This window comes from Niastella sp. OAS944 (genome assembly GCA_024809215.1).
Taxonomy (GTDB): Bacteria; Bacteroidota; Bacteroidia; order Chitinophagales; family Chitinophagaceae; genus Niastella.
The window spans coordinates 393,598-414,396 of sequence record JANUBW010000001.1 but is presented as its reverse complement, the minus strand read 5'-3'; the positions used below and the strand labels follow the sequence as shown (position 1 = coordinate 414,396).

At 43.3% G+C, this 20,799-nt stretch carries 14 protein-coding genes and 2 riboswitches; of the genes, 9 read left to right on the top strand and 5 right to left on the bottom strand.

Features of this window, described 5'->3' with window-relative positions; translation table 11 throughout:
* Nucleotides 1–626: 626 nt before the first annotated feature.
* Nucleotides 627–1,544 (top strand): hypothetical protein, encoded by a 918-nt coding sequence (locus tag GGD38_RS01605; RefSeq protein ID WP_375299781.1) that lies wholly within the window; start codon nucleotides 627–629, stop codon nucleotides 1,542–1,544.
* Between the two features lie 37 nt (nucleotides 1,545–1,581).
* Here GGD38_RS01605 and GGD38_RS01600 read toward each other — a convergent pair whose 3' ends face one another.
* Nucleotides 1,582–2,856, bottom strand: coding sequence for an erythromycin esterase family protein (locus GGD38_RS01600; protein ID WP_375299782.1), 1,275 nt, complete (start codon nucleotides 2,854–2,856; stop codon nucleotides 1,582–1,584).
* Nucleotides 2,857–3,042: 186 nt separating this feature from the next.
* Between GGD38_RS01600 and GGD38_RS01595 the strand changes: the two genes are divergently transcribed.
* Both GGD38_RS01595 and GGD38_RS01590 read left to right on the top strand, forming a co-directional pair.
* The gene (locus GGD38_RS01595; protein ID WP_375299783.1) at nucleotides 3,043–4,134 is read left to right on the top strand and encodes a sensor histidine kinase; all 1,092 of its coding nucleotides are present in this window, start codon (nucleotides 3,043–3,045) and stop codon (nucleotides 4,132–4,134) included.
* A 6-nt stretch (nucleotides 4,135–4,140) separates the two neighbouring features.
* The gene (locus tag GGD38_RS01590) at nucleotides 4,141–4,827 is read left to right on the top strand and encodes a LytR/AlgR family response regulator transcription factor (protein WP_375299784.1); all 687 of its coding nucleotides are present in this window, start codon (nucleotides 4,141–4,143) and stop codon (nucleotides 4,825–4,827) included.
* A 21-nt stretch (nucleotides 4,828–4,848) separates the two neighbouring features.
* On the opposite strand, the gene GGD38_RS01585 is transcribed toward GGD38_RS01590, so the two are convergent.
* The 4 genes from GGD38_RS01585 to GGD38_RS01570 all read right to left on the bottom strand — a co-directional run bounded on the left by GGD38_RS01585 (nucleotide 4,849) and on the right by GGD38_RS01570 (nucleotide 8,922).
* Nucleotides 4,849–5,985, bottom strand: coding sequence for a hypothetical protein (locus tag GGD38_RS01585; protein WP_375299785.1), 1,137 nt, complete (start codon nucleotides 5,983–5,985; stop codon nucleotides 4,849–4,851).
* Nucleotides 5,924–6,337: a hypothetical protein gene (locus tag GGD38_RS01580; RefSeq protein WP_375299786.1), complete on the bottom strand. Its 414-nt coding sequence runs from the start codon at nucleotides 6,335–6,337 to the stop codon at nucleotides 5,924–5,926. The genes GGD38_RS01585 and GGD38_RS01580 overlap by 62 nt, the downstream gene beginning before the upstream one ends.
* A gap of 619 nt (nucleotides 6,338–6,956) precedes the next feature.
* Entirely contained in the window at nucleotides 6,957–8,414 is a 1,458-nt protein-coding gene (locus GGD38_RS01575) for a TlpA family protein disulfide reductase (RefSeq protein ID WP_375299787.1), read from the bottom strand.
* A gap of 16 nt (nucleotides 8,415–8,430) precedes the next feature.
* Nucleotides 8,431–8,922 (bottom strand): hypothetical protein, encoded by a 492-nt coding sequence (locus GGD38_RS01570; RefSeq protein WP_375299788.1) that lies wholly within the window; start codon nucleotides 8,920–8,922, stop codon nucleotides 8,431–8,433.
* 205 nt (nucleotides 8,923–9,127) lie between these two features.
* Between GGD38_RS01570 and dusB the strand changes: the two genes are divergently transcribed.
* From dusB to GGD38_RS01540, 6 genes are all read left to right on the top strand, one after another.
* Nucleotides 9,128–10,165, top strand: coding sequence for a tRNA dihydrouridine synthase DusB (gene dusB, locus GGD38_RS01565; RefSeq protein ID WP_375299789.1), 1,038 nt, complete (start codon nucleotides 9,128–9,130; stop codon nucleotides 10,163–10,165).
* A gap of 128 nt (nucleotides 10,166–10,293) precedes the next feature.
* Nucleotides 10,294–10,509: riboswitch (cobalamin riboswitch) on the top strand.
* 145 nt (nucleotides 10,510–10,654) lie between these two features.
* A complete protein-coding gene (locus GGD38_RS01560; protein ID WP_375299790.1) occupies nucleotides 10,655–11,908 on the top strand; it encodes a DUF4465 domain-containing protein in 1,254 nt (417 codons plus the stop codon).
* 123 nt (nucleotides 11,909–12,031) lie between these two features.
* Nucleotides 12,032–12,243, top strand: a riboswitch (cobalamin riboswitch).
* A gap of 163 nt (nucleotides 12,244–12,406) precedes the next feature.
* On the top strand, nucleotides 12,407–13,705 hold the full coding sequence (locus tag GGD38_RS01555) for a T9SS type A sorting domain-containing protein (protein WP_375299791.1): 1,299 nt from the start codon (nucleotides 12,407–12,409) through the stop codon (nucleotides 13,703–13,705).
* A gap of 165 nt (nucleotides 13,706–13,870) precedes the next feature.
* Nucleotides 13,871–17,653 (top strand): SBBP repeat-containing protein, encoded by a 3,783-nt coding sequence (locus tag GGD38_RS01550; protein WP_375299792.1) that lies wholly within the window; start codon nucleotides 13,871–13,873, stop codon nucleotides 17,651–17,653.
* A 3-nt stretch (nucleotides 17,654–17,656) separates the two neighbouring features.
* Nucleotides 17,657–19,660, top strand: coding sequence for a TonB-dependent receptor plug domain-containing protein (locus GGD38_RS01545; RefSeq protein WP_375299793.1), 2,004 nt, complete (start codon nucleotides 17,657–17,659; stop codon nucleotides 19,658–19,660).
* A gap of 9 nt (nucleotides 19,661–19,669) precedes the next feature.
* The gene (locus tag GGD38_RS01540) at nucleotides 19,670–20,734 is read left to right on the top strand and encodes a YncE family protein (RefSeq protein ID WP_375299794.1); all 1,065 of its coding nucleotides are present in this window, start codon (nucleotides 19,670–19,672) and stop codon (nucleotides 20,732–20,734) included.
* Nucleotides 20,735–20,799: the final 65 nt, after the last annotated feature.

Below are 20,799 nucleotides of genomic sequence, written 5' to 3'. Positions count from 1 at the left end.
CATTTAGTGACCAGATAGACCGTTGTAAAATGACCTATTTGGCCCGGTGAATTATGTATAAAGTTTTGCCGTACCGGGGAAACTCAGTAATGAAGGAACGAAGGCTTGCCGGTCGTTTAATGTGTGTAACCGTTATTGTGTAACAATAACAGCTATGGGGATCGATCAATATTGACGTCCCGGGTTTATTTCTTACGTTAGGTAGGGGGAGTTTGGTTAGGTTGCTAAGGATAATATTGTTCAAATATAAAGAAGAGGAATCCATATGGAAAAGAAAAAAGCGTATACAGGTATGAAAACACCCGTTTTGATGTAACGGGTAAATACTACCGATTTGCAGGCATTCCCGCAAAACCCGGCAAAATGCTTTTTTACAAATAGAGTATTTCGTTAATGCCTACGGTTATGCCCCCCGGGGATGCCGGGGGCGATTTTATTTCCAGCTTGATCAGGATCATGTTTCTGAAAGCCTGGCCGGCATTTGATTTTTAAAAGCGCATATGCATCCAGGAGAAATGTAATAACTTTAGTAAAAGGCGTTTTCTTCATTCCGGAATTATTCCATCCTATTTGATCCGGCCTTATTTCAGTTACACAATATCGTTATCATTAAATCTTTTTTTATTATGAACCGATTAAACCTTACAATAATAGTCCTTGGACTACTAACGCTTGCTGCCTGTAAAAAAGGTATTAAAACAGAAGATGCATCATTACCTGCCGGTACTACCGCTAAAGCGGTAGAAGAATGTGTGCCAAATATGTACAGTCTTACAGTTGATTCTGTTACCGGCGCTTCTTATATTTTTAAAGTATCGGGGTCGCCCAGCGCCGGCCCTATTACCGTTGCGCCTTATGCGGTAGGCGGTGGTACCAATCAATTGCTCATAGGAGGAACAACCCCAATTTTGCGGGCCAGTGGTTTATCGTATGATCCAACCACCGGTATTTTTTATGGTACCACCGGTATTACAGGGTCTATACCCAATGCCATATTTAAATTTACCAACCCTAATTTTGTAAGTATAATACCTACCGTAAATACCTGTGGTCTTGTGCTCGACTTAAGCGATGTGGAAAGAGACCAGACAACCGGCGTTTATTATGCTATCAATAGGGGTACGGTAGCTCCCAATAATACGATCGTTAAATTGGGACTGCCTGTTAATGGAAACATTACCTGTTTGCCCAATCCATTGCCGGTATCGTTGAAGGCACGTGGGTTAACGTTTAACTGTAACGGCATGTTATATGTAATGCACACCAATTGGGCCAACGGAACCATTGTTTTCGTTGATAAAATAACAGGGGCAACAGGAGCCGCTTACGCTTATCCGGGCCCCATTACATCGGCGCCGGCAGTTCCCATTCCCGATCTGGGTTTGCATTTTGATTGCGCCTGCATTGGCCGGTTTATCACTGCCAGTTTTAACAGAATTACCGCGCCCCTTGTTACCGATGGACTGCCGGGTGGACTGGGTGGACCCGTTTACAATGGGGTAGTAGGGTTCCTGAAGCCTACGGTAGATTTCGCCCGTCCATAATATGGCCATAGAGAATTTTCCGGAATGAGGGCGCCTTTTAATTGAACAATGCCGTGGTTTGATTGGTTTCTTTCAAAAAGATCAATACATCGAATAACCGGGTAAGTGAGATGTCGTAATAGTCGCTTGCTTTATCATCTTCTTTGCCATAACCCAATAGCTTCAACGGACGTTGCTTATTGAAATCATCTTTTTCTGCCGGGGTTAACCGCGAAAAATCAAGATAGAAGTTGCCTGTTGTATTAGTCATTAATAGTTCATTCCACGAGCCGGTTTTACTTGTGTGCAGTATACCTCTGAACAGCGAATCGGTAAAATTATGATCGTCGTTGATAAAGCGGTTTTTCATAAAGGAATAACTGCCTTGCCCACCGCTCATTCCTATGGCCAGATAATCGGCAGGAAACTTTTTCTGCACCGTTGCGCCCATTAGTCCAAGCTCGTTATCCAACCAGGCGTATTTGGCAATATGCCCGCTGTGCGCCCATACAACGATCTTTGCATTGGGGTCGGCTGCATAATAGTTGATCCGGTTGCCCATGATCTCATCACGCGATACGGTTTCCTTTTTTATGACCCGGTCGTAATAAACATAATTGGTTTTCGCATGAAAAAGCAGTTCGCTTAATAATGGGTCCTGCATCTTTTGTGCTGCGCATAAAGAATCGATGCGGTTCAGCAGGCACCAGGTGGCGTGGCCAAACTTCATTTGTTTCGGCAGGGTATCGGGTTTTAATTTCGGAAAGCGGGTGTAGAACTCTTTGATCGAAAGCGTTTGCCTGTACAGGAACTCTTCACACATATTGTTCAGGTTTTCATTACCGTACCTGGCAACCGTTTTTATAAGCGCCTGAGGAAGAAGTTCGAATTGGCTATCATCGCACCCGGCCAGCCGCACTGATTTATTCTTATAGGAATACTTCCTGAGCCATTGTAAGAACGACCGCATTTGTTTTGACTGGTAAATGCTGAAAAGGTGGCGCCGCATCAGCGTATCTATGGGTTCGGTATATAATGCCGCCTGCATGGCCATCATATCTTCATGTGGGTTTTCAAGGATCACCATATTGAACCCTTTCTCTTTTATCAATCGTTGGGTAATGGCGGCCCTTAATGCATAAAATTCAGCGGTGCCGTGGGTGTCTTCGCCCAGGGCCACAATACGTTTATTACCAATAACAGCCATCAGGCTATCGAGGTAGCAGCCATTTTTAAAATTGATGGCTGTTTTGCATTTTTCAATGGGCAACAATGGCTGGCTGTTTGCGTATAGGGCAATCAGTATGAACAGAATAATGAAGAGTGGTCGCATATGTTATGTTTTTGATAGGTCAAAGAACACGCCTTTGAGTAGCCGGGGCAATGGTTGGTCCATGAAGCCGGGCGGTTTTTCGACCTATTGAACGGCCCATTATTTTGTCGATAAAAAAGCGGTTTCGTCGAAACCATTTTCGATATTTAGGAAGTTAACTGACCTTGTACCTGGTAAATTTTGCGCATGAAGGAAACCGCCATACAAACGGAAAAAAGCAGCTTCCCCCTTATTTATGAGGTAATGGTATGGGTGTTATACACGGCCCTGTATAAATACGCCTATTACCTGGGCATGTTTAATGCACCCCGCACGTATGATAATTTTCCGCATATACAAATAATGTTATATGCTTTGGCTATGACGCTGTATGTAATTCCTTTTTACCGGTGGCTGGCGCCGGCCTTACTGAATAAGAAGAAGTATGGCTGGTTCATTGTGCTTACCATGCTCTGGTTCCTTTTCATTCCGAAGATTGGGAATGTTTGTGTAAGTTATATTTTCATGAACAGTAATGGCCCCGGTTATTACAAGACATTTTATATAGGCTGGCATAAGCTTCATAAAATACATGTTGTGCAATTATTGCGGGGGTGGGATTTTCAGGTACTCTTAACCGATCTCATTGCGTTTACATCTGTGGCCATAACACGTTATGCATTTGATAATGAAAGAAAGAAACGGCTGCTTGAGAAAGATGTTTTTCGCCTGCAACTCGATGCGTTAAATGCACAGCTAAATCCGCATTTCCTGTTCAATACATTGAACAGTATTTATGGAATGAGCCTCACCGGCAGTAAGGACACGCCGCAATATGTTTTACGCCTGGCCGAGATGATGCGATACACTTTATACGATTGCCGGCAAGATAAAGTTGACCTTGAAAAGGACCTTGCATTCACCGAAAATTATGTGGCCATTGAAAAGAAAAGGTATCCTTTGTCTGATATTAGTTTTACTGTTTCAAATAGCAATACGGGTGTATTGATAGCTCCCTTGTTGGTGACACCTTTTATTGAGAATAGTTTTAAACATGGCGCTCACCGGCTCAATGACCGGGGTTTTATACATGCTCATTTAACGGTTGATGAGAATAAATTGCATTTCGTGGTGGAGAACGATATTATGATCGCCGCAGCGCCGGCTGCGGACAGCGGGGGCGTTGGTCTTGAAAATGTAAAAAGGCGACTGCAAATGTATTATCCTGAAAAACACCACCTTGAAATTGCAAATAACGGCACTACCTTTAAGGTAGATCTTACTATTTTACTCAAATAGCACACCATGATCAAATGCCTTATCGTTGATGATGAACAAATAGCGCAGCAGATCGTTGAACAATACATAATGCAAACACCAGAGCTAACGCTTGTAGCCAAATGCCGTAATGCATTGGAAGCTTTTGCCAAACTGGAGCAGCATTCCATTGATCTTATTTTTCTGGATATAGAAATGCCATTGGTAAATGGCCTTAGTTTTTTGCAAACCCTCACAAAGGCGCCCAAAGTGATCTTTACCACTGCGTATCCAAATTATGCGGTACAGGCTTTTGATTTGGATGTAGTTGATTACCTGTTGAAACCTTTTTCGTATGAGCGATTTTTGAAAGCAGTAAATAAAGTTAAAGAACCAGCTGTTATAGCTACAGAGAATAATGACGATGGCCATTTATTGGTGAAAGAGAAAGGTGGGTTGATAAAGGTGCCTTATAACCAGATCATTTTTATAAAAGCTTCAAAAGACTATGTAAAGATAGTAACCAACAACCAGCAGTACCTGGCCAGTTATACCATGAAGAACCTGGAAACCCTATTGCCGCCCCATAAATTTGTGCGGATCCACAAATCTTACATTGCAGGTCTGCGACATGTAAAAATGATAAAGACTGATGAGGTGGTAATGGAAGGCAGCCATGTTTTGCCTTTAAGTATTAATTATAAAGAAGATCTGTTGGCATTGTTCAGGTCGTAGCCGGCGTAACCTATTAACAACTCACTGGCAACACTTATTATCACGGTCACTGTTTATACCTGTTAATACATAACCTTTATCTGTTTCTACAAAATCAAGTGTGAATGATATGGCAGGAATATATTTGGGTGTTTTTCCCAATGTCATTGAATAAACTATATGCTTTTTTTTCTTAGCGATGGTATGACCGTTAAGTATTGTTGTTGCAATAGGATTGTTGGTGGATTCGTAAGAAGAAAATGAAGTCACGTCGCCGGGATCCAGTGTTAAGATATATTCCCTCCTAAATATTTTCTGAAAACATGCCTCATCAAACGCTTCAATTGGGCGAACGAAATCGCAAAGAGTTATCCTTGTGAGCGACCAGTTTTTAAATTGTTGCAGGTCGCCGCTTTTTATAATGGGAAGGAAGGTTTTTTCCCAAAAGGTCATGAACTTTTTTTCTTCTTCAGCGGGAGTGAACCTGCCAAGCACAACATCCTTAACATCAATGGGCCCAGCAGGCTGTGTTGGCACGAACAGATCACTTAAAGGCCCTTCTTTTTTTATCCTGAAAAGGTCTTCAATGTAGTTTCCATAGATGGCAATGGCTTTATCTCCCTCTATTTTATAGTATGGTTCGGGATAATAGATCTCCTCTGTTGTACCGTTGTCGTAAACTTTTTTAGTTGGGTAGGAAACCTCGTTTTTAAAATCAATTATTTCAGGTTTTACCTTGGGAGTGTTATGGTACGTATAATCATGAGTAGCATAACTGCCCGCCCAGCGGCCGCTTTTTGTTTTGTATACATCGTACGACATGTATTTTTCGAGGTAATACTTTCCACTGTCTTCCGATACGAACAAAAGCGCATGTTGGTATTTTGCGAACGGCGGCCAGCCATAATGATCGTACACCTTGAATTCTATATAATTGTTGTCGTATTTGCCATAAACTCTTTGCAACACTTTATACCAGGCGGTAAATTTGTTATCTAAAGAATAACGGCCTGTATCGGGTTCGTGTTTTACTTCAATTTTTTCACCAACAAAAACAAAGAGTTTATTATTTCTTTCAATTTCGTTGGTACTATCTTTTGCTATAAGAGGTTCCTTGTTAGCGGGAGCGGCGCAGCTTGAAATATAAATTACAAAGTAAATGAGTATGGCAGGCTTCACAAATGGGGAGTTTGGTTACCAATGAGACAGGTTTTCCAGCTTTTTCCATAACAGGAAAAACAATAGTCCTGCAGGGAGCAGGACTATTGGCAATAAACACTGTTGTATAACACGTAAATGAACTGGAATTAAATATATAAATATTCTGGCAGGCATTGGGGCCAATTTGATATTCGCGTTGATTTGGCGAATAACCGTGCAGTTTTGGCAATAGGCGTGTAAGGGGAAGGGAAATATTGCCTGCAACGAAGGCTTGCTTGCCTGTAAATGACTTTTGAATGCCGAAAAAAGAACGTTTCAGGCTGGCAAAGGACCATGTTTTACCTGGAATGGGGTTTTGCTTTGTCTGCAATGGACCTTATTTTACCTGCAATGACCGTTGTTTGTTGAAATTTGATCATTGCAACTGTACAATGGATCGTTGCAGGATGAAAATGGGCTTATTGCAAGTGAATTATATGCCGTTGCAAGAGGGCATTGGTCATCTTGCACCTGGCAATGATCATAATGTAACTGAATTTTTACCATTGCAGGCTGCATTCGGATCATTGCAATTGCGCAATGGTCATTGCAGGCCATACAATGACCGTTGTTTGCCTGCAATGAATCATTGCTGGTTGTATTCTGGTCGTTGCAAGCGGCAGTGAGACGTTGAGCCAACTGCAATGATGATGTAGCAGCCTGCAAATATTGAAAGAGCAACCAACAACGAACCAATTTTAGCTTGCAATAATGCCGTTGCAAGTGAGATATGACGAAAAAACATCTTGCAACGATTCTGTTGCAACTAGCAACGGTCATGTTGCAACGAGCAACGGTCCTGTTGCAACAAACAACGATGAAATTGCAAACAGAGCCCTTTAGCAAAACGATTTGGCTATTTGTTTTTATCCCGCGAAATAAAATACCGGCTCATAGCGCCGGCCGCTTCTGCCAGCGTATAATGACGCGCTACCAGCATTTCAAGCGAGCTACTTCTCCATTTCCTGTTTTAATAGTTTTTCAATTTCTTTTCCGCTGCTTGGCCGGGGCGCATCGGGGTTTACGATGTTTCCTTGTTTGTCAATCAATATAAACTTTGGAATTGCGTTCGCATAATAGGCTTGTTGTATAGTATTCCCTTTGTCAAAGAGTTGGGTCCAGGTTGGTTTGTCGTCTTCCACCGCTTTTTCCCATTTCTCTATTTCATCAGATACTGCTATACTTAGGAATACAATGCGGTCATCGTTCTTATATTTTTCGTACAGGGCTTTAAGTTTTGGTGTTTCGGCACGGCAGGGGCTGCACCAGCTTGCCCAAACATCGAGATATACCACTTTGCCTTTATAATCGGCCAAACTATGCATGTTACCTGTAATACTTTGCAGGGTAAAAGATGGGGCCGGCATACCCGGCTTAATAGTAGACAGGGAGATCTCCTGTTCACTAAGGCGGTTGTAAAGCGATCTTTTGAGATCTGCACTAATCAAACCCGCAATAAAAGGCCGCAGTTGTTTTCTTTTTACTTCAAGTTCGTTAGGTGAAGCACAGGCGCCGATCATGTTCCTGAGTTTCCTATGCAGCGCATATTCTTTGATTAACCCTTTAAACTCTTTATTTATTTTTTCCAGCACATAAAATTCATTATTGCAAAGCCCGGGGTCCTTTTTACAATCGACGTCAACGAGGTAATTGCAGTAGTCGATGCACATAAAGGTCCTATAGTGGCTCGATAGCATATAGTCATTTCTGAAAATATTATTAATGACCTGATAGTCGAAATTGTCTTTTAAAAATCTGGTCGTTTTTTCATTATCATAACTAAACCAGTCGATAATGAAAAGGAGCTTTGATAATTTTGTGAACATCAATTCGTAACCGGTCACCTGTCTGAAAAAATCAAAATTCCTATCCCCAATTGTTTTTTTGCTGAATATCGCGCTGGCTACAGAGGCGTATAACCGGGTTTCTTCGATAAATGTGGTCAGCATAACACTGTCACTCATGCTTTTTATATCCGCATTCCGCATCTTTTCAATGGATGTACAAAATATGGAGTCTGCCGCAAAACGGTATGCATTGCATTCAGCGCCTATGCCGGCTATCTTTTTTGTTTTTTGAAAGGCAAGCATGCCGCATTCGTTGGCCGTAAGCGTGAGGTTGAAACCCGGAGCCACATTCAAGCCGGTTGTATGGTTTTTGGCAAATTCAACAGCTGCCTCAACCGGCGCTTTTACTTTCCAGGTTTTTAAATAGAAATTACCGTTCGTGTCGAGGGGAATGGTATCGGTATAGCGCTTGCTATTCAGGTCTTCAAAAGACATTACGATAAATTTGTTCTTGCAATCGGAGCATTGTCCTTTGAGGATAAAGGGCTGCGTTTTTCTTTTTTGTTGGGCTGCTGCTGATATGAATATCAGCAGCAGTAATGGCGTTAGTGCAATCTTCATGGTTACAATTTATGATCTATAACTCTTTCTCAAGTTCTCCTTTTTTCGCAGCATCCGAAAGTTGCATTAAGGTTTTGGTCATTTTTATTTTATTCTTTTCATTTTCACAATAGGTAAGCAATAGTTTTAACGCATTCAGTTCAACGGCTTTTACATCTTTTGCCGAGCTCTGGTTTTCAGTGCAATATTTTGCCATACAGGCCATAAATATTACCAGCAATTCGCTGTTCTCATGTATTAGCTTACTTGCCAGTTTATCGAGATTGAAATTATAATCGGGAGTGCCCGACATCCATTTAAACAGGAACTTTACCGACGCAACACGATCGTCGTTCTTTTTATCGTAGGGTACCGATAAAATGTAGTTTGCCGCCTGGGTAGCAGTAGGTTCTGCTACTTTGTAATCAGCCATTTCTTCAAGCGTAATAGATTCATAATCGGGTAATGATTGGGAAAAACTTTTGTTTAAACAGACTACCAATAATGACAGCAGGAACAGATTTTTCATTTTTATGGTTTATGGCGCTAAAAATAGATAGTTCAATTGCGAAAGATTGCTAAAATTGGTAAGCGTGCTGTTTTGGCGGATATCTGTGCAGTTTAGCCAATCGGCGTGAAAAAAGCCCTTACTGGTTGGGTTTGATAAATGAAAAGTACTATATGATGCACCAATATTTTGTTCGCCGGCGTTTTTGACGCAATTTTGCACCCGAATGGTGCAGATAGGTAATATACAACTCCCTGATTTCCCGTTGCTGCTGGCGCCCATGGAAGACGTGAGCGACCCGCCTTTTCGCGTGGTATGCAAAGCCAACGGGGCCGACCTGGTATTTACAGAATTCATTTCCAGCGAAGGACTTATTCGCGACGCCATCAGGTGCCGCAGAAAGCTTGATATTTTTGATGAGGAACGCCCCACCGGTATACAGCTGTTTGGCGGCGATGAAGCACGTTTGGCCCTGGCTGCCAAAATAGTTGATGTTACCCAGCCCGAATTGCTCGATATTAATTTTGGTTGCCCCGTTAAAGGCATTGTGGCGCAAGGAGCCGGTTCTGGCGTTTTACGCGACATTAATTTAATGGTACGCCTTACCGAAGCCTGTGTAAAATCGACCAGTTTACCAGTAACTGTAAAGACCCGGCTTGGGTGGGACGATGACTCCAAAAATATTGAAGAGGTGGCCGAGCGGCTGCAGGATGTTGGTATTAAAGCGCTCACCATTCATGGCCGCACCCGCTGCCAATTATATAAAGGCGAGGCCGACTGGAGCCTGATAGCCAAAGTAAAGAACAACCCGCGTATACATATTCCCATTTTTGGTAACGGTGATATCAACAGCGCACAAAAAGCGCTGGAGTATAAGAATCGTTATGGTGTTGATGGCATTATGGTTGGCCGTGCCGCCATTGGCTATCCCTGGATCTTCCGCGAAATACGTCATTACCTGCAAACCGGTGAGCAATTGCCTGCACCAACTGTTGGCGAGCGCGTAGCTGTTTGTAAAGAACAACTACGTAAGAGCCTGCAATGGAAAGGTCCTGTTGCCGGTGTTTACTCCATGCGCAAACAATACTTTCAATACCTGAAAGGATTGCCAGGCATCAAAGACTTCCGCACACAACTGGTAACTTCAACCGAACCTGAAGTTATATATGCGGTGCTCGATGAAATACTGGTGCGGTATAACGGTTTTGAAATGGAAAGAACGCCTATTGAGTTGGTGAACTATCATGAGAACTGCCCGTTGTAGGGTAAGTACAACCTTTCAACTCCTCGTTAACTCGTCAACTTGTTAACTCGTTAACCAATTTGACTTGCGTGACTAAATAAGAAAGACCTAACTGTACCACAATAACAAACTTATTTCCATTTAACCTACCTTTGATTCCGGTTATTGGTTACTGTATGACGTGTTCATATAGTATTAAAAGGGAATCCGGTGTGAATCCGGAACTGTTCCCGCAGCTGTAAAAGGCTTCACATAAGTGAAACAGTTTATACTACTACAATACCACTGTTGCGATAACATCGCAATGGGAAGGTGAGTAAACTGGGCCTTGAGTCAGAAGACCTGCCATAGCCATTTTTTTCGCAGCTTTCGTGGAAAAAGCCTGTGAGAACAGTTGCTGCGCTTTGGCGTAAGAGTCTTCCTGTTTTTACATTTCTTTTCCCCGCTATTTTATTAGTAACGCTGCGTTATTGATCAAATACCATTTTTAACCATTTAAATTTTATTTGTATGAAGAAACAAGTTCTACAATTTGTTTGTCTGCTGGTGCTATTGTCTGGCGCATTAAGTGTTAAAGCGCAACGGCCCGAAGCTGCCTATGTTCGCGCTGGTGTGGCCGGGCAACCGAAAAAAAGAGCTGAGGTTGGCCCTTTAGTGAACAGAAGGTTTGTATCACTGTCAAATGCACGGGTGGCAGCTGATTGCCCAACCTGTCAGCAGATCACCTTTGGTGCTTTCACCCCTAATGGCACATACATCAGTGCGTATGGCTCAGATTCTATTTGGTATAACACCTACAGGTATGTGATCCAGGACCCGGTATGGTCTGGTGGTTATGTTGATTTTACAGCAGGCTGTTTGAACTTTACGCATTATGCCGATACCTCCTTTGGCGCCATGACCTATTGGGATGGTTTTACTGTAAGTAAAACAAATAACTTTCCTTGCGATACTGCCTGTGGCGATGCCTGTAATGGATTGCAAAGCCAGTTCTCTTCCATAACAGGTGGTGGTATAAGCGGTGTTAATGATCCGTATTCAGTGGCGTATTATGGTTATAATGCCATGTTCTTTCCTGAGAACCATACAACGCTTACGTTGAACAGCCCTTCAGCTATTTGTGGTTTGTATGTTACCAACAATGCCTATGCGTACAAATCGATGAAGTGCGGTGATCTGTTTGCGCATAAGTTTGCTGCCGGCGACTGGTTCAAATTAACCATTGAAGGTTTCTCGAGTGGTTCATCAACCGGAACGGTTGATTATTACCTCGCCAATTTTACCGGTTCCAATGCATACATTGTCGATAGCTGGAAATGGGTGAACCTTACTTCACTTGGTACGGTAGACTCACTGGCGTTTTATTTAAATACCAGCGACATGGGCGAGTGGGGGCCCAATACACCTATGTATTTCTGCATAGATGGTGTTAAAGTAGGATCCGATCCGTCATGCGGTACCTGCGCGGCAACCGATAATACCCATGGTTTGGTAAATGCCAGGGTGAATACGCAAAAAATTACTGTTGACGCTTCTGTCGCTACCCTGAGCGTTACGCCTAACCCGGCTTCTACCCAAATAACTGTACAGGCAAAGGTCGGCAGCCAGTTGGAGATCTTCGATGCATCGGGCAACAGGAAGTATGGCGTGAAAATGACAGCCGATAAGCAAACCCTTGCTATTTCTGATTACGCTGCAGGTATGTATATATTACGGGTTAATTATAAGGGAAGCGTACAAAAGCAATCGTTTATAAAGAAATAGTTCTCAGTTTACAGTTCACTGTTCACTGTTCAAAGTGGCTGCCGGTAGGTGGCCACTTTTTTTGGGTGATGGAATATTTATTAGACCGATATTAACATTAAAAGAACGTAACCCTAAAATAACTACCTTGCGCCCGTTATCGGTTCCGGTTGGCCTACAGGCTAACCAGGATTAAAAGGGAACCCGGTGCAAATCCGGGGCTGTCCCGCAGCTGTAAAAGGCTTCACGTAAGTGAAACAGCTTATTCTACACGCCACTGTCCCGACAAAGTTGGGGTGGGAAGGCAATAAGTTGGGCCTTAAGCCAGAAGACCTGCCATAACAATTATTTCGCGGCTTTCGTGGAAAAAAGCTGGTGAAAACAATTGATTCTTTGCAGGCGCAAATTCTCCTCTTGTTTTTACTTTTTTTCCCTTTTTCGTTTTTCCCAATGTGCATGGCCATTCAACCTGTGTCCTATTATGTACCCTATGCATAAATGGGTTGAAAATTATAGCATATGAATAAATTATACATACGGCTACGATGCTGTTTTGTATTGCTATTGCCTGCAGCATTGTGTAAGGCGCAGAACCTGGTGCCTAATCCCAGTTTCGAGAATGGAACCTGTGTGGTTAATTATAACAGTACACCGCAGAAGATACCTACTACTATAAATGACTGGTATAGCTGTACAGGTGCCAGTCCCGACCCGTTTGATGTATGTGGCAATGCTTTGCCTGCTGCATATGATGTATTTGTGCCCGATGTGTTGTTTGGTTACCAATATGCGCGTACGGGTAACCGCTTTATGGGTTTAGGTTTTTACAATGCCCCATGGTACGAATATATTGGAACAAAACTTACTGCGCCACTGGAAGCAGGGGAAACATACCATGTTGAATACTGGGTATCATGTGCCGATCTGATGTCATGGGCAACCGACCAATTGGGTATTTATTTTTCAACCAGTGACATTAGTTACCCTACCACCTCAACCTATGGTGGCTTGTTGAACTACACACCGCAGATCGTAAATACGGTTGGTAATTTTCTTATCGATACCACATGGCAAAAAGTGAGCGGTGATTTTGTAGCGGCCGGTGGCGAACAATACATTGTTATCGGTTACTTCAAACCAGCTATTGCCAGTGAGTTTTATCAATTCCCGGTAACAACTGCCGGACAAAATCCCAAAGCAAATCCTAATTATAAACCAGCTACAAACGGTACCGGTGGAACCGCGCGTGCTTATTACTATATAGATGATGTTTCAGTTGAAAAGCAATCGGCCCTGCCCATTCGGTTAATGAAGTTTACTGCTAAAGGGGTAGAAGGGAAGGTGCTGCTCGATTGGCAAACAGGTACTGAAAATAATAACTGTCGCTTTGAAGTGGAGCGTAGCGAAGATGGCAGCGCTTATCAAATGATAGGTACTGTTGCTGGCGCCATCAATAGTTCTGCAACCCGTTATTATCAATTCACCGATGCGCATCCTTTAGCTGGTAAATCGTACTATAGAATACGGCAGGTAGACTGTGATGGTAAAAGTACATTGAGCAATACGATCTCATTGAATAATGAAGTGACTACTGTGGCGGTATATCCCAACCCGGTAGTGAACAAACTGATCATCGATCGTACTACTTCCATTGCTGCCAGTGCAGCTATTTATGACCTTGCCGGCCGTATGATGTCAATTCATGAACTAAAAACACCCAGGGAAACGCTGAATGTACAAAGCCTGTTGCCCGGGACTTATATAATTAAAGTAATCAGTGAAACTGAGCATTACGCGCACAAGTTTATAAAGAAATGAGAAGGTAGTTGACGAGTTGATGGGTTGACGAGTTAACAAGGTAAAGGAATGGCGAATGGAAATCGAAATATAATAAATTGGGCAGGAAAGCAAATAGCACAGTTGTATTTGCTTTTGGCTTTTAGCTTTCGGCTTTCAGCTGCATTTGCCTGCAGCTTGTTTTTCATGCCTTCTGCATTTTGTCAATGCGGGGGGCTTGATATTTTTATTGCCAACGACCAGAGCGGCTCGGTTGATGCCCGGGAGAATTTGAAAAGCCGGGAGTTCATTACAAAGCTGGCACAGGGACTACCTCTTGTTTATTCACCCGGTGGTTTTCGTATTGCCATTGCCGATTGGGATTATAACCGCAACTGGCAACAGTTCACTTTCCCACAAGCGGGAAAACAATTCACTACAAACATTTCTGATATTATTGCTTATGCTAATTCGCCGCGTATATTTTATGAAGGCACTGATCTCATACTGTCTTTGTCAAGATCTTTTCAAGCCATACAAAACGATGCCGATCAGCACCGGCCTAAGGTAATATTGTTGCTTACCGATGCACAACCGGGTAATACCACTCAACCCGGACTGGTTGAGCTGGCTGCGCAAATAAAAAATAGTGGTGTTTTTATTGCCGTAATGGCTATTGAAAGCGCTAAGTATTATACTGAGTTAATTGAAGTGGCTTCAACCGGTGGTTATTTTTTTGCCGATAGTTATGATGAACTGGCCGGTGACGCTGCCACATACGCGCAATCTATTGCCTATGCAGCTTGTAAGGGCAATGAGCCCACCTTTGATTTGGCTATTGAATTAAAAGCATTCAATGCATTGGGTTGCTATCCCGGCCCCGGTACTTATTCGTTGGAATATGCTATAAAGAATACGGGCAGGAAAGCATGGAATGATGACATCGTTATTTCATTTTATGATAATGACCCGGCGCAGTATGGAAGCAAACCCATTGCAGTTATCAATACGGGTAAAGTGTTTATCGATGCGGGTGGGGTTTATCAAAATGTATTTAGTAGTGATGTGTTGAGTGGCTACCAGTTGGTGAATGCAGTTGTAAATTTTGATGGCAAAGTATCGGGAGTAGAAATGCCGGTTTACCCCTCGCAGGTGATGCCGCTGCTGGTAGTGGCGGGGGAGCGATCGTCTGATAATAATTTCAGTAATCTTATCAGTCGCGTTAATGGCAATGGTTGTATACCGCGGGCGGCTATTTATGTGGCCGTTGAACCAGATGGTGTGGGTTGTGGTAATACGACGGCATATACCGTTCGTATTTGCAATACCGGTAACCTCGATACCCGTATAAACAGTTATGCACCTGTGCCTGATGCCGGTTTTGCATTGGTACATGCAGAAACAAATATCGATAGTGCAAGGACCAGTTTCTACAATACTTATTTCGGTGGCTCCCGCGACGATTATGCTTATGGCGCCGCTGCCGATGCATTTGGTTTTATCTATATCACGGGTCAAACCAATAGCACTAATAATATAGCAACACCAGGCGCTTATCGCACCAATAATGGTAATACGCAGGATGCTTTTCTTGCCAAATTCAATGCAAAGGGCAACAGGATATGGGCTACTTATTTTGGTGGCGTAGGTTCTGAGAATGGTTATAGTGTGGCTACCGATAAAGAAGGTAATGTATATGTGACCGGTGAAACAAGTAATTCGTTGGGTATAGCTACCGGCGGAGCTGCGCAGGTTTCCAGCGGCGGCGGTTACGACGCCTGGCTGGCGAAGTTCGACGCTAATGGCGTTTTACAATGGGCTACTTATTATGGCGGCGCCGGCGCCGATTATGGAAGAAGCATAGCAATCGATAGTCGCGGTAATGTATACCTGGCCGGTATTACTGCAAGCGCCAATAATATAGCTACTGCCGGTGCTCATCAGCCTGCACTCGGGGGCGGTAATGATGCATTCCTGGTAAAGTTCAATAAGAACGGCGTACGGCAATGGGGAACTTATTATGGCGGTATAGCTACCGAAAGTGGTTTTGGCATTGCCATCGATGCAAATGATTATGTTTATTTAACCGGGTTAACAGGCAGCGCCAATAATATTGCTACTGCCGCAAGTTTTCAATCTGTAAAAAGCGTGGGCAACGATGCCTACCTGGTGAAATTCGATAGTGATGGCATTCGCCAATGGGGAACCTATTTTGGCGGTAACAACAGCGATAATGCTACAGGTATTACTGTTGATAAAAACAACGGTGTATATATAACAGGTAATACTACCAGTACGAATTTTGCTACAGCACTAAGCCATCAGGCTGTAAACAATGGTAGTACCGATGCCTTCTTAACAAAGTTCGATAGCGATGGTAAATTAAAATGGTGTACCTATTATGGTGGGGCCGGAACCGAGAACGGACGGCAGGTAAGTGCCGATAGGAATGGGTTTGTTTATTTAAGTGGTAATACAACAAGTGCCACTGAAATTGCCACAGCCAATAGTCTACAACCTGCGTACGGGGGAAATACCGATGCATATTTGGTGAAGTTTGATAGCGATGGCGTTCGTCAATGGGGCACTTATTTTGGCGGAACGCAAATGGATATCGCCAGCGCTTCTGTAACCGATCCATTAGGTAAGGTTTATGCTACAGGCGCTACGCAGTCGTTACAAATCTCAACCCCCAACGCTTTTCAGTTGCAATATGGTGGTGGCGGAAATGACGCTTTTTTACTAAAGATAGATGAGCAGGCCGATTTTGTGATAAAGGCCGGCGCCTGTGTTACCATGCGCTATTTTTATGATGTTACCACTGCTGCTGCCGGCAACCACGATTACAGTTTTACCGTAACAACCGATGGATTGCAGCCTGCTGATCCGGTTGCGGTTATTACACCAGATAATACCGGTTTTAATGGAACGCAACATACTTCAGATAATGTAGCTGTATTAAACCAAACGGCTGCCTGTACACCTGGCGATAAAGTACATGTGCAGTTAGATATACCTCCTGTACAATCGTGCGGAATAGCCAGTTATGCAACTGCTACCATTACTATAAATAATACGAGCGGATTATTGATCCATGATGCCGTGCTGGAATTAAACCTTTCTGGTACGGGCGCGTTTTTCCCGAGTGAGTTGTATGGCCGTTCAAAAGGATTGGTGCTGGCGCAGCCCAATATGGCAGACCGCGCTTACCCGGCTGTTCAAAACGCTTTGCTCGATAAAAGTGGTGCCATCTCTATTCCTGTATACCAATTACCGGCCGGGACAAGCCAGGCAAAAGTTGATCTTTCTGTTGGTAGTGGTTCTGTTTCGTTTGCTGCCCGTGTTGCAGCGCTCACGCCATTCTTTAATGAATCAGGTGTGTCGAATGTTGCGCTGAATAATAGCGCTGTTACCCCAACGCCATTACCTGGTATCAATGGATGGAATTATCCCGCTACAGTTAATGAGGGCGATACGGTGCATATTACCGGTATCAATACTGCCAATGCACAATCGCTGCAATGGGTAAGTGCCACTGCGGGCAATTTATTGAATGATGGTACTACCAGTGAACCGGCATTAAGCTATCGGCCTACTGAAACCGATATTGCCAATGGTTACGCCATGCTATCGTTAACCGTTTTAACGAATGCTGGTTGCGATGCTTCGGCCCAGGCTTATATTTCTATAAAACATGTTCCCTCAGTAAATATAGAATGCGGTCCTTTTGTTCCCAATGCATTTACGCCCAATAACGATGGTCGTAACGATGGGTTCCGGTTGACCTGGAATTGTGGCGTGAGCCAATATAAATTATGGATATACAACCGGTGGGGACAAAAAGTATTTGAATCAACAGATGCAACGATGGTGTGGGATGGGCGTGTGAATGGTTACGAACAACCCATGGACAGTTTTATCTGGTATTGCCAATACCAGTTGAATGGTATTAATCAAACAAAGAAAGGCATAGTAACGCTAATACGATAAAGAATGCGCAGAATTGTTATTGCATATTGTTTCCTGTTTTTGATACCGGTATGTATTTACCGGGCGTCAGCACAATCCGGCGACAGTGCGAAGGTGTTGAATAAAGTAACGGTATCGGGGCTGAAGAAGAAAAGCACGTTTATCGCGGCAACGCCTTTGCAAACGTTGAACAGTGAAACACTGCAACAAATAAATGCGCCTTCTGTAGGTGATGCCGCCCGTTATTTTAGCGGGGTACAGGTAAAAGATTATGGGGGCGTGGGTGGTTTAAAAACTGTTTCGGTACGCAGCCTGGGCGCTGCTCATACCGGCATCCTGTACGATGGTATTCCCGCTTCAGATGTACAGAGTGGCCAGATTGACCTTAGCAGGTACTCTACTACGTTTGTTCAATCGATAGATTTGCAACAGGCGCAACTACAACAATTGTTGCAACCAGCCAGGGCCTACAGCTATGGCGCTGTAATGGCTATTAATACGCCCGTGATGTATGCCAACACCATTGGTGTAAAGCAATGGCGGGCAGGACTGAAAGCAGGCTCTTTTGGCCTTTGGCAACCTTATGGTGGTATTCAGATTCCTGTAGCAAAACAGATGAGTATAAACATCAGTTCCGAAGCTGTGTTCTCAAAAGGTGATTATCCGTTTACGATAAAGAATGGCAATTATTCAGAAAAGAGTACCCGGAAAAATGGGGATATGCGTTCCCTGCAGGGAGAGATCAACCTGGCAAAATTATTCAATGACAGTTCATCTTTACAGGTGAAATTATCTGCGTATAACTCCAACCGGGGGCTGCCCGGTGCGGTAATACTCTATAATGACCGGTCGGTACAACATCTCTGGAATAAGGACCTGTATTTTCAAACCAGGTACCGGAGGTCAATCGGTGCCAATACCGGATTTCTGGCAACAGGGCGGTACAGCCGCAATTATACGCGATATACAGATCCTGATTTTCTGAACAACGCCGGCGGGCTCGATAACCGGTACACCCAACAGGAGGCTTATGCCGCCGCTGCCATCGATCGCAGGATAGGTGAACGAATAGCTATCGCCGCTTCTTCTGATGTTTCTTACGCCTGGCTTGCATCTAACGTGCCGGCGTTTGTACAACCCACACGGTGGAGCTGCTGGAACAATGTGGCGCTTCAATATAATGCTAACCTGTTTCAATTGACCGGTTCGTTATTATTATCAACAGTTAATGATGATGTAAAAACGGGACCGGCTGCGGCCACTATCAATAAAGTAACACCTTCCATTGCAGGTAATTTGCGGTTGGGGCAGAACAGTCCGTTTATGGTGCGGCTGTTCTATAAACATATTTTCCGCATGCCCACCTTCAACGATCTGTACTATAATCGCATTGGAAATTCTGCATTACTCCCCGAATATGCCCGTCAATACAATGCCGGATTTGTTTTTTCGAGATCTTATAACAGAGCAGTTAAACAAATTACTATCGGTATCGATGGTTATTACAACCTGGTTGATGATAAGATCATTGCCATTCCAAATAAAAATCTGTTTGGCTGGTCAATGTTGAACCTGGGCAAGGTAGACATAAAAGGCGTTGATGTGACTGCGGAATTGAGCGGCAAAGTAACCAGTTCGGTAACCTGGTTCAGCCGCATAGCTTATACTTTTCAACGGGCAATCGATATCACCAACCCGGCAGCAGTAGATTATAAAAACACTATTCCATATACGCCCGATCATTCCGGTTCGGGATTATTCACTTTACAATATGGTGCATGGAATGTTGGATATAGCCTGTTGTTTTCTTCAACACGTTATGTACTGGGTGAGAACAATCCATATAACCAGCTTGACGGCTGGGGTACGCAGGATGCGTTTTTGTCGTGGGCGAAAAAGATGAAAGCATTTCGGGTACAAATCAAAGCTTCTGCCGATAACCTGTTGAATAAGCAGTATGATGTGGTGAAGAATTTTCCCATGCCTGGACGTTCCTATAAGATCAGTTTACAACTTAACAATCTATAATCAACTAAAATGAAAAAGTTTCGGATTCTTTTACCCCTGGTAGTGATGATGGCCGGTATGGCTTCCTGTAAAAAAGACGATGTAAAAACAGAGACCCCCTTAGTAACTACGGGCGTTTATGTGCTTAATGAAGGACTTCTTAATGATGGCAATACAACGTTAACCTATTATGATTTTGGAACAGGCAAGCCTGTTACCGATTATTTTGCCAATGTGAATGGTAAGGGTTTAGGCGACACCGGTAACGATCTGCTGATATACGGTGGTAAAATGTATATTGTTATGAACGTTACAAGCCATGTAAGAGTAGCAGAGGTGTTAACCGCAAAGAGTATAAAAACAATAGATTTTACAAATGGCAATGGCCCCGACCGTCAACCCAGAAATATTGTAGCATATAAGAATAAGGTGATCGTATCGAGCTGGGATAACTCGGTGTCCATTATTGATACCACTACTTTGGAAGTGGAGAAGGTGATCACTGTAGGTTCCAATCCCGAACAGATGGTAGTTTCAGGTGATAAATTGTTTGTAGCCAATGGCGGTGGTTTATCCGGTCTCGATTCAACTATTTCAGTAGTAAGCCTCACAACATATACTGAGCAGCAAAAAATAAAAGTGGGCCTGAACCCTTATTGTATGGCTGCCGATAGCGCAAATAATATTTATATTGGCTGTAATGGCGATTATGGAGCTGTAGGACCGAAGCTGGTGAAAGTAAACGCTATAACTAATAGTGTGGTAAAATCTGTTGATACTGCGGTGGGCAAGATCCGTTATTTCGATGGCTATTTATATGCCACCGGTGGTTGGCTGGGCTCCAAGTATGTGAGGAAACTGAACACTTCCGATTTTTCTCAAACCAGTGCCAGCTTTACTACTGGTGATGTTGAAATACAATATGCTTATGGCATTGATATAGATGTAAAAACGGGTGATGTATGGATAACTGATGCCAAGAATTTCCGTAATACAGGTGAGGTTTTCTGCTTCGATAAAAACGGTGCGAAGAAACGTAACTTCTCAGTAACACCGGGCTTGAACCCAAATACAGTTGCATTCATCAGGCAATAACATAATTCAGAAATAAAATATTATTTCCTGAAAAGCCAAAAAAGGGAAGTCCCTCTTTAAGGGGG

Excerpts from the sequence above, each read along its gene's own strand:
- GGD38_RS01605 (WP_375299781.1), top strand. The coding sequence starts at position 627 with ATGAACCGATTAAACCTTACAATAATAGTCCTTGGACTACTAACGCTT.
- GGD38_RS01600 (WP_375299782.1), bottom strand. The coding sequence starts at position 2,856 with ATGCGACCACTCTTCATTATTCTGTTCATACTGATTGCCCTATACGCA.
- GGD38_RS01595 (WP_375299783.1), top strand. The coding sequence starts at position 3,043 with ATGAAGGAAACCGCCATACAAACGGAAAAAAGCAGCTTCCCCCTTATT.
- GGD38_RS01590 (WP_375299784.1), top strand. The coding sequence starts at position 4,141 with ATGATCAAATGCCTTATCGTTGATGATGAACAAATAGCGCAGCAGATC.
- GGD38_RS01575 (WP_375299787.1), bottom strand. The coding sequence starts at position 8,414 with ATGAAGATTGCACTAACGCCATTACTGCTGCTGATATTCATATCAGCA.
- GGD38_RS01570 (WP_375299788.1), bottom strand. The coding sequence starts at position 8,922 with ATGAAAAATCTGTTCCTGCTGTCATTATTGGTAGTCTGTTTAAACAAA.
- dusB (WP_375299789.1), top strand. The coding sequence starts at position 9,128 with ATGGTGCAGATAGGTAATATACAACTCCCTGATTTCCCGTTGCTGCTG.
- GGD38_RS01560 (WP_375299790.1), top strand. The coding sequence starts at position 10,655 with ATGAAGAAACAAGTTCTACAATTTGTTTGTCTGCTGGTGCTATTGTCT.
- GGD38_RS01555 (WP_375299791.1), top strand. The coding sequence starts at position 12,407 with ATGAATAAATTATACATACGGCTACGATGCTGTTTTGTATTGCTATTG.
- GGD38_RS01550 (WP_375299792.1), top strand. The coding sequence starts at position 13,871 with ATGCCTTCTGCATTTTGTCAATGCGGGGGGCTTGATATTTTTATTGCC.
- GGD38_RS01545 (WP_375299793.1), top strand. The coding sequence starts at position 17,657 with ATGCGCAGAATTGTTATTGCATATTGTTTCCTGTTTTTGATACCGGTA.
- GGD38_RS01540 (WP_375299794.1), top strand. The coding sequence starts at position 19,670 with ATGAAAAAGTTTCGGATTCTTTTACCCCTGGTAGTGATGATGGCCGGT.